Annotated in this window: 12 protein-coding genes; 6 read left to right on the forward strand and 6 right to left on the reverse strand. The window is 68.8% G+C overall.

Annotated features, from left to right (window positions below; all coding sequences use genetic code 11):
- Positions 1 to 194: 194 nt before the first annotated feature.
- Both AC07NX_RS22995 and AC07NX_RS23000 read left to right on the forward strand, forming a co-directional pair.
- Positions 195 to 1,205 carry a polyprenyl synthetase family protein gene (locus AC07NX_RS22995; RefSeq protein WP_494645010.1) on the forward strand — a complete coding sequence of 337 codons (1,011 nt, stop codon included), beginning with the start codon at positions 195 to 197 and terminating at the stop codon, positions 1,203 to 1,205.
- Position 1,206: 1 nt separating this feature from the next.
- Entirely contained in the window at positions 1,207 to 1,743 is a 537-nt protein-coding gene (locus AC07NX_RS23000; RefSeq protein WP_494645012.1) for a hypothetical protein, read from the forward strand.
- 134 nt (positions 1,744 to 1,877) lie between these two features.
- On the opposite strand, the gene AC07NX_RS23005 is transcribed toward AC07NX_RS23000, so the two are convergent.
- Positions 1,878 to 2,732, reverse strand: coding sequence for an FkbM family methyltransferase (locus tag AC07NX_RS23005; protein ID WP_494645014.1), 855 nt, complete (start codon positions 2,730 to 2,732; stop codon positions 1,878 to 1,880).
- A 185-nt stretch (positions 2,733 to 2,917) separates the two neighbouring features.
- On the opposite strand from AC07NX_RS23005, the gene AC07NX_RS23010 reads away from it, so the two are divergent.
- Positions 2,918 to 3,319, forward strand: a complete 402-nt coding sequence (locus AC07NX_RS23010; RefSeq protein ID WP_145686877.1) for a YccF domain-containing protein — start codon at positions 2,918 to 2,920, stop codon at positions 3,317 to 3,319.
- Between the two features lie 3 nt (positions 3,320 to 3,322).
- Here AC07NX_RS23010 and AC07NX_RS23015 read toward each other — a convergent pair whose 3' ends face one another.
- The 5 genes from AC07NX_RS23015 to fumC form a co-directional block, all read right to left on the reverse strand.
- The gene (locus tag AC07NX_RS23015) at positions 3,323 to 3,631 is read right to left on the reverse strand and encodes a CcdB family protein (RefSeq protein ID WP_494645017.1); all 309 of its coding nucleotides are present in this window, start codon (positions 3,629 to 3,631) and stop codon (positions 3,323 to 3,325) included.
- Positions 3,632 to 3,874 carry a type II toxin-antitoxin system CcdA family antitoxin gene (locus AC07NX_RS23020; protein ID WP_494645019.1) on the reverse strand — a complete coding sequence of 81 codons (243 nt, stop codon included), beginning with the start codon at positions 3,872 to 3,874 and terminating at the stop codon, positions 3,632 to 3,634. It lies immediately after the preceding gene.
- Positions 3,875 to 3,903: 29 nt separating this feature from the next.
- A complete protein-coding gene (locus AC07NX_RS23025; protein ID WP_494645021.1) occupies positions 3,904 to 4,368 on the reverse strand; it encodes a phytanoyl-CoA dioxygenase family protein in 465 nt (154 codons plus the stop codon).
- Between the two features lie 234 nt (positions 4,369 to 4,602).
- A complete protein-coding gene (locus AC07NX_RS23030) occupies positions 4,603 to 5,049 on the reverse strand; it encodes a GNAT family N-acetyltransferase (protein WP_494645023.1) in 447 nt (148 codons plus the stop codon).
- Positions 5,050 to 5,112: 63 nt separating this feature from the next.
- On the reverse strand, positions 5,113 to 6,504 hold the full coding sequence (gene fumC / locus AC07NX_RS23035) for a class II fumarate hydratase (RefSeq protein WP_494645025.1): 1,392 nt from the start codon (positions 6,502 to 6,504) through the stop codon (positions 5,113 to 5,115).
- Positions 6,505 to 6,633: 129 nt separating this feature from the next.
- Between fumC and AC07NX_RS23040 the strand changes: the two genes are divergently transcribed.
- Genes AC07NX_RS23040 through AC07NX_RS23050 form a run of 3 tightly spaced genes read left to right on the forward strand, consistent with a single transcriptional unit; the run spans position 6,634 to position 7,952 of the window.
- On the forward strand, positions 6,634 to 7,173 hold the full coding sequence (locus tag AC07NX_RS23040) for a DUF1697 domain-containing protein (RefSeq protein ID WP_494645027.1): 540 nt from the start codon (positions 6,634 to 6,636) through the stop codon (positions 7,171 to 7,173).
- Positions 7,174 to 7,227: 54 nt separating this feature from the next.
- Positions 7,228 to 7,551, forward strand: coding sequence for a YbjQ family protein (locus AC07NX_RS23045; protein WP_494645029.1), 324 nt, complete (start codon positions 7,228 to 7,230; stop codon positions 7,549 to 7,551).
- A 2-nt stretch (positions 7,552 to 7,553) separates the two neighbouring features.
- Entirely contained in the window at positions 7,554 to 7,952 is a 399-nt protein-coding gene (locus tag AC07NX_RS23050; RefSeq protein WP_494645031.1) for a RusA family crossover junction endodeoxyribonuclease, read from the forward strand.
- The last annotated feature ends 188 nt before the right edge of the window (positions 7,953 to 8,140 follow it).

The raw sequence follows: 8,140 nt of genomic DNA on the forward strand, positions 1-8,140 counted from the left end.
GTCCAGAACGGCGTCTTCGGTGACGCTTGGCGGGCTGATGGGCGCGGGTATCTCGTTCGGCAACGTTTCAAGCCTTGTGCTCGCCTTGACCCTGACCTATCCCGCCACCATTGTCGCTCGCAACGGCTGATCAAGCCCAAGGGACGCGAGGCGTACGCCGACCGCCGGCGGGCGTCAGCAGGGAGAGTATGGTTTTGGACGCAGCTGCAGCGACCCTCGCCCGGGAGCCGGGATCGGTGGATCGTCTCGTGCGGCTGGCCGCCGCCGACATGGCCGGGGTCGACGCCCTGATCACCGCGCGCATGCAGAGCGAAGTGCCGGTCATCCCCGCCCTGGCCGAGCACCTGATCGCCGCCGGCGGCAAGCGCCTGCGTCCGCTGCTGACCGTGGCCGCCGCGCGCCTGGCTGGCTCGGACAACGACACCTGCCTGAAGCTGGCCGCCGCCGTCGAGTTCATCCACACCGCCACCCTGCTGCACGACGACGTGGTCGACGGCAGCCAGCTGCGGCGCGGCAAGGTCGCGGCCCACCTGATCTGGGGCGCGGCGCAAAGCGTGCTGGTCGGCGACTTCCTGTTCGCCCGGGCCTTCGAGCTGATGGTCGAAACCAGCTCGATGAAGGCGCTGGAGATCCTGGCCAAGGCCAGCCGGGTCATCGCCGAGGGCGAGGTGCTGCAGCTCACCCGCAGCCACGACCTGAACCTGTCGCAGGCCCTCTACCTGGAAATCATCGCCGCCAAGACCGCCGAGCTGTTCGCCGCGGCGTCGGAAGCCGGCGGCGTCTCGGCCGGCGTTTCGCCCGCCCAGTCGGACGCCCTGCGCGCCTACGGCATGAATCTCGGCCTGGCGTTCCAGCTGGCCGACGACGCCCTGGACTATGGCGGCACGACCGAGGCGCTGGGCAAGAACGCCGGCGACGATTTCCGCGAGGGCAAGGCGACGCTGCCGCTGCTGCTGGCCATCGCCCGCTCGGGCCCGCGCGAGGCCGAGTTCTGGGAGCGGGCCATCGGCCGCCGCGACCAGACCGAGGCCGACTTCCGCCGGGCCCGCGAACTGATCGTCGGCACCGGGGCGCTGGAGGCCACGCTCGACCTGGCCGCGGCCTATGCCGACAAGGCCAAGGCCGCGCTGTCGGGCTTCCCGGCCAACGACTGGCGTTCCAGCCTTGAGAGCCTGGCCGACTTCGCGGTCAGCCGGCGGGCCTGACATGGCCAGGGCGGGGCGGCGGGCCTCCTCAGAAACCTCCCGCGACGACCCGCACGACCACGCCCACCGCGCTGGCGAGGCTGCCGGCCAGGTGATCGGCGGCGGCCTGGGCGTGGTGATCGGCTTTTGCGTCCTGCTGCTGATGTTCGGCCCGGTGCTGTGGGCTCCGCTGTGGGCGGGCGCCTCGGCGGCGGTTCGGGTCAAGGCCCTGGCCCACGAAGGCTGGCTGACCGCCGGCGCGGCCGTCGCCGCCGGCCTGGCCGTGGCCTTCGCCCAGTTCCTGCCGCTGGTCCAGAAGAGCCCGCTGCTGCGCTATCCGGCCGTGCTGCTGTTCTCGCTGGCCTGGGTGGGTGGGCTGTGGCTGGAGCTGACGGCCCCGCCGCACCCTTGGCTGGCGCCGCCGCCCTGGCATGCGCCGGGTCCCTGGGCGATGGCGATCATCGGCGTCGGCACGGTGATCTATGCCGGCCTCTACCTGCTGATCCTCACGCGCTTCGGCAAGGGGCGGTGGGCGAAGCGGTGGCAGCTGATCAGGTAGGCAAAGAGACTGTCATCCCGGACAAGCGCGCAGCGCGCCGATCCGGGACCGACGCGTGAACTCAGCGCTTCCGGCGGTCCCGGGTCTTCGCTTCGCTACGCCCGGGATGACAACCCGTTTTATGGCGAAGAAGCCTAACCCGACGCCTTCAGGCACAGGTCCAGGTGCGTGCCGTTGTCGTCCTCGACGTGGCGGGTCCAGGCCGCGTCGACCTTGGCGATCACCTCGGCGGCGTCGGCGCCCTTGACCGTCTCGCGCTTCTTCTTGCGGTGCAGGATCTCGACACCGTAACCCAGGTCCAGGAAGAAGCTCAGCAGGGCCGAGCCCTCGGCGCGCGAGGTCTCGGCCTGGAAGCGCGGGGAGTATTCCAGGAAGGTGATCGGCTTCTGCTCGGCCATGAAGGCCTTGGCGCCCATGAAGGCGCGATATTCCATGCCCTCGATGTCGATCTTCATCACGTCGACCCGGCCCAGCTCGCCGCGCAGCAAGTCGATCGGCACGACGGGGGCGAAGTCGTAGTCGCTCAGGTCGTCCGGGGCGGCCTGGCCCGCCGGTTCCAGCTGGTGGTTGTTGTGCATGGTCTGGCGGCGCAGGAAGGCGGTCTCCAGCGTGTCGGATACGCCCACCAGGATCAGGCGGATGTTGTCGATGGCGTTGGTCCTGGCGCTCTCCAGGATCACCCGGCCGTTGCCGGGGCTCATCTCGATGGCGATCACCCGGCCCTCGGGACCGACCTTCCGGGCGGCCGGCAGGGCGAAGGCGCCCCAGCTGGCCCCGACGTCCAGCACGGTCATGCCGGGCTTCAGGGTCTGCAGGAAGTAGTCCAGCACCCAGGGCTCGTAGTCCTTGCCGTCCAGCAGCTGCTTGGTGATCACCCAGTGGTCGGGCATGCGGTAGGTGCAGCCGCGGAACTTCACCGAGGCGGGGACGGGGGCGACGCCGACCGGCAGCGAGATCGCCTGGTGCTTCTTCTTGCGGAACAGACCCATCGTGCCCTCGTGGCGGCGCGGCGTCCGGAATCGGCGCGGCGACCTTTTGTTTCTCGAGCGTCACATAGCGATACCTTGTGGCAAGGTCACGTCCCCGGGGGCGCGAAAAGCCGCCGCTCGACATCGACCGCGATTCGTCGCACGCCTAGGCCGCGCCGTTCGATCGCGGCCCGTCGGAGACCGTCATGATCCGCCTGCTGCTCAACATCTTGTGGTTCGTCATGGGCGGATGGATCAGCGGCCTGCTGTGGCTGCTGGGCGGCCTGCTGCTGGCGATCACCGTCGTCGGCCTGCCCTATACGGGCGCGGCCTGGCGCATCGCCGGCTTCGCCTTCTGGCCGTTCGGCAAGGAGATCGTGCCGCGCGACCTGGTGACCGGCCGCGAGGACCTGGGCACGGGTCCGCTGGGCTGTCTCCTTAACGTGATCTGGTTCGTGCTGGGCGGCTGGTACATCGCCCTGTCGCATCTGGTGATCGCCGTCGCCGAGGCGGTGACGATCATCGGCATCCCGTTCGCGATCAAGGACCTGCAACTGGCCATCGTGGCCCTCGCCCCGATCGGTCGGACGGTGGTGGACCGGCGCTAGGCGTCAGAAGCCGGTGAACAGGCGATCGACGGCGCGACGGATGTCGTCTTCGTAGGGCTGAACCGAACCCAGGCGTCGTCGAAGATCACGTTGGCGAATGGCCGTCATGCCCGTGATGCTGATGAGCAGCACCGTTCCATCGTGCTCGATTCCGATTTCGAAAGCGTTCAGGGGCGCGCTTCGGCCGGCCAGAACCGGTGCGACGATGACTTCCGTCAATTCGCCCAGCAGATGAGAGGACAGCACCACCACGAATGGGATGGCACCCCGTATCGACGCCGCCGGGTTTTCGTAGAGATCGAACTGCTGCACCTACCAGATCCGGAGATGATCCGAGAGCAGCCCGTGCTCTTCGATGAAGTCGTTGTGCTCCTTGATCGCCTCGGCGTTCTCCTCCGCCCATCGCCGCGCGCGCTCCTCGGCGCCGGTCGGGTCGACCTTCTGCAGATGCAGCCGCAGCTGCGTCTCGCTCATGCCCGCGACGGAAATGCCCAGCCGCTTGGCCTGCGCCAGCAGTTCCGGATCGATGCCGATGTCGAGTTCGACCTTGCCCATGGGCAAAGGCTAGCACGCTCCGAGCCCGGTCAACAGGTCGGGTGATCCTCGCCCAGTCCCCTCCACGCGAGCCCGCCGGGCAGGTCGAAGTCGGCGTAGTCGACCTGCAGCACGCGGCGGCGGCGCGGCGGTTCGGCGCGGTCGGAGGCGTGCAGGATCGGCGTGGCGTAGGCCCAGACGTCGCCAGCCTCAGCCAGGCAATCAATCACGGCATGCTTTGCGGCGCGAGCGGCCGCGTCCTCCGCCGCGACGCGACCCAGGCGATGCGAGCCCTGGGCCACCCGCAAGGGCGCGTTGGCGGCGTCGACGGGGTCGAGGTGGACACGCAAGGTGACCATCCGCGCCAGGATCGCGAACGGCGGGGCCACATGCAGCAGGCCGTCCTTGGTCGACCAGGGGCCGAAGCCTTCGACCTCGATGCGGGCGGCGACGGGTATGGTGCGGTCCTGGTGCCAGGCCACCGCCCAGTTGGCCTCCGGGGTCTTGTCGAACATTACCGCTCGCACCGGGCGGGCGGCGGGCGGCGGGGGAGGTGAGGCGGACGGCCAAGGCGCCGACGGGGCCGGTCGCGGCCAGGACGGCGTCGAGGACGGCTGCGTCGCGCAGCCGCGCGCCGGGTCGGGCCCCGATCGCCTGGTCGGCCAGGCCGCGCAGGACCGTAAGGTCCTCGGGCGACAGGACGTTCGGGACATGCATCGCACCGTCGCGAGCGAAGTTGGCGAGCGCGTTCATCCGGTGCTCCGCCGCAGCACGTGGGTCCAAGGGCCCGAGCCGTCTGGCGAAAAGCCCTGCGCCTCCCAGAACAGCGCGGCGGCGGGGGAGGCGGCGGCGTTGCAGGTCAGGAGGTCGACCTGGTCGAGGGCCTCCTGCGCCAGGGCCGAGGCCAGGGCGCGCGCCACGCCCTGGCGGCGGAAGGCGGGGCGGACATAGAAGCGGCGCACGCGGCGGGCCGGTTCGGCCGCAGCGGGTTCGACGGAAAGGCCGCCGACGCCGGCCAGCTCACCGGCCAGCAGCGCGCCCAGCAGGGCCTCGCCGTCGCGGTCGAAGCGCTGATCGCCGCCGGCCCACCCTTCGGCCAGCCGCGCCATGTTGCCGACGCCCTCGCTCGCCGCGTCGGCGAGGAGGGCGGGGAAGCCGTCCGGCAGATCGTCGATGATCCGGATCAGCTGGATCAAGAGAGACTCCCAGTTGGCGCGCATTCTGATCGCCGAACCGGCGTCCACTTCGGCGGAATGCGCTTAGCCCGGCGAGATCATGTTCTCGGGACGGACGTACTGGTCGAACTCCTCGTTGGTCAGGTAGCCACCGCCGACGGCCTCCTCGCGCAGGGTGGTGCCGTTCTTGTGCGCGGTCTTGGCGATCTTGGCGCAGAGGTCGTAGCCCAGCTTGCCGTTCAGGGCCGTGACCAGCATCAGCGAGTTCTCGACGCCCTTGGCGATGTTGTCGACGCGCGGCTCGATGCCGACGACGCAGTTGTCGGTGAAGCTGATCGCCGCGTCGGCCACCAGCCGCACCGACTGCAGGAAGTTGTAGGCCATCACCGGGTTGAAGACGTTCAGCTCGAAATGACCCTGGCTGCCGGCGAAGGTGACGGCGGCGTGGTTGCCGAACACCTGGACGCAGACCTGGGTGAGGGCTTCGCACTGGGTCGGGTTGACCTTGCCCGGCATGATCGACGAGCCGGGCTCGTTCTCGGGCAGGGAGAGCTCGCCCAGGCCGGCGCGCGGGCCGCTGCCCAGGAAGCGGATGTCGTTGGCGATCTTGAACAGGCTGGCGGCGACGGTGTTGATCGCGCCGTGGCTGAAGACCATGGCGTCGTGGGCGGCCAGGGCCTCGAACTTGTTGGGGGCGGTGGTGAAGGGCAGGCCGGTGATGGCGGCGATCTGCTCGGCCACCTTTTCGGCGAAGCCGACCGGGGCGTTCAGGCCGGTGCCGACCGCGGTGCCGCCCTGGGCCAGCTGCATCAGCTTGGGCAGGGTCTGCTCGATGCGCTCGATGCCGTTGGCCACCTGCTGGGCGTAGCCGCCGAACTCCTGGCCCAGGGTCAGGGGGGTGGCGTCCTGGGTGTGGGTGCGGCCGATCTTGATGATCTTGGCCCAGGCGTCGGACTTGGCCTTCAGGGCCTCATGCAGATGCTTGAGGGCCGGAAGCAGGTCGTGGACGATCTGCTCGGCGCAGGCCACGTGCATCGCCGTCGGATAGGTGTCGTTCGACGACTGGCTCATATTGACGTGGTCGTTGGGATGGACGGGCTTCTTGCTGCCCATCTCGCCGCCCAGCATCTCGATGGCGCGGTTGGAGATCACCTCGTTGGCGTTCATGTTCGACTGGGTGCCCGAGCCCGTCTGCCAGACCACCAGGGGGAAGTGCTCGTTCAGCTTGCCCTCGATCACCTCGTTGGCGGCCGCGACGATGGTTTCGGCGATCTTCGGGTCCAGCTTGCCCAGGGCCAGGTTGGCCTCGGCGGCGGCGCGCTTGACGATCCCGAGGGCCCGGACGACGGGAAGCGGCTGCTTCTCCCAGCCGATCTTGAAATTGCCGAGCGAGCGCTGGGCCTGGGCGCCCCAGTACTTGTCGTTCTCGACGGCGATCGGGCCGAAGGTGTCGGTCTCGTTGCGCGTGGCGGTCATGCGGCGGGTCTCCCGGAAAAACGGTCGAGCGGGGGTCTAGACCCAAGGCGCGCCCAGGGCAACGCTCCCGGCTTGCGATCAGGTCCCGGCCGGACTACCACGGGAACAATCAAGGAACGGAGTTCGCCCATGAGCCCTCACATCGCGTTGCTGCGCGGCGTCAATGTCGGCGGTCGCAAGGTGCTCAAGGACGACCTGCTGGGCCTGGCCCAGGACCTGGGCTTCGACGACGCCAAGACCCTGCTGGCCAGCGGCAACCTGGTGCTGTGGGGGAAGGGCGCGTCCGACGCCGAGATGGAAAAGCGGCTGGAGGATGGGTTGGAAAAGCGCATGGGCCTGCGCACGGACTTCTTCGTCCGCACCCCCGCCGAACTGAAGGCGATCATCGACGCCAACCCCTATCCGGACGAGGCCAGGAGCCACCCCAACCACCTGCTGGTGCACTTCATGAAGGCGTCGCTGCCGGACGGCGACGAGGCGACGCTGCGCGCGGCGATCACCGGTCCCGAGACCTTCAAGGTGGGAACGCGCGAGCTCTATATCGACTATCCCGACGGCATCGGCCGCTCGATGCTCGACCGCGACTGGGCGAAGACCAAGCGCGCGCCGTTGGGCACCACGCGCAACTGGAACACGGTGCTGAAGCTGGCGGCCATGGTTGGTTTGTAGGGGACGCGGCGCACCGGCCTTGGCTATATCGGTTTCACGCCAAGGAGATGTCCCATGCTCGTCGCCACCACCAATGACCTGCCCGGCCACCGTATCGTCGCCCACCTGGGCCTGGTGCGCGGCGTCACCGTCCGCTCGCGCAGCGTGATCGGCAATATCGGCGGTTCGATCCAGTCGATCTTCGGCGGCAAGCTGTCGATCTATGTCGACCTGGCCGAGGCTGCCCGCAAGGAGGCCTACGAACTGCTGGTGGCCCACGCCGCCGAGATGGGGGCCAACGCCATCCTGGCCATGCGCTACGACGCCAACGAGATCATGGAAGGCATCACCGAGGTCCTGGCCTACGGCACGGCCGTCAAGGTCGAACCGATCGCCTGATCATGCCATCGCCTGGGGACGACGGCTGGACGCACCACGGCAAGGTCAGGGCTCGCGAGGACGGCGGCGAGCTGACCCTGGTGGTCGACGGCCTGACCACCCAGGCCAAGTACTACAAGCCGCTGATCTACGAGTTCTTCCGCAAGGTCTGGCGCGGCTCGCGGCCGGCCTGGGGGGAGTTCTCGGTCGAGATCGGCATGGAGTTCGTCGGTGAGCCGCCGTGGATGGACCTGGACAACCTGGCCAAGGCCCTGCTGGACGCGATCAAGGGCTACGCCTTCCACGACGACGCCCAGGTGGCCCGTCTGCTGGTCGAGCGTCGTCCCGCCGAACGCGAGCGGATCGTCGTCGTGGTGCGCAGGCTGGAGTCGCGCTTCCTGCGGGCGACGCTGGAAGGCTGAGGGGCGGTTGGGGACAGGCCCATGGGCCTGTCCCCGTCGGCAAACTCCGTCCTAGATTCAAACACTAGAGTGCGTTTGGCGGGCGAAACCGCTCACACTTTCGCCCAACGCGCTCTAGCAGGCTGTTGAAGAAGTCCGTAGCGGTGCGGGACTGGGCATGATTCACTCTCTCAAGCGAGGCTTGAGGG

It is taken from the genome of Caulobacter sp. GW821-FHT09A05, assembly GCF_059418465.1.

Excerpts from the sequence above, each read along its gene's own strand:
- AC07NX_RS23000 (WP_494645012.1), top strand. The coding sequence starts at position 1,207 with ATGGCCAGGGCGGGGCGGCGGGCCTCCTCAGAAACCTCCCGCGACGAC.
- AC07NX_RS23005 (WP_494645014.1), bottom strand. The coding sequence starts at position 2,732 with ATGGGTCTGTTCCGCAAGAAGAAGCACCAGGCGATCTCGCTGCCGGTC.
- AC07NX_RS23010 (WP_145686877.1), top strand. The coding sequence starts at position 2,918 with ATGATCCGCCTGCTGCTCAACATCTTGTGGTTCGTCATGGGCGGATGG.
- AC07NX_RS23020 (WP_494645019.1), bottom strand. The coding sequence starts at position 3,874 with ATGGGCAAGGTCGAACTCGACATCGGCATCGATCCGGAACTGCTGGCG.
- AC07NX_RS23025 (WP_494645021.1), bottom strand. The coding sequence starts at position 4,368 with ATGTTCGACAAGACCCCGGAGGCCAACTGGGCGGTGGCCTGGCACCAG.
- fumC (WP_494645025.1), bottom strand. The coding sequence starts at position 6,504 with ATGACCGCCACGCGCAACGAGACCGACACCTTCGGCCCGATCGCCGTC.
- AC07NX_RS23040 (WP_494645027.1), top strand. The coding sequence starts at position 6,634 with ATGAGCCCTCACATCGCGTTGCTGCGCGGCGTCAATGTCGGCGGTCGC.
- AC07NX_RS23045 (WP_494645029.1), top strand. The coding sequence starts at position 7,228 with ATGCTCGTCGCCACCACCAATGACCTGCCCGGCCACCGTATCGTCGCC.
- AC07NX_RS23050 (WP_494645031.1), top strand. The coding sequence starts at position 7,554 with ATGCCATCGCCTGGGGACGACGGCTGGACGCACCACGGCAAGGTCAGG.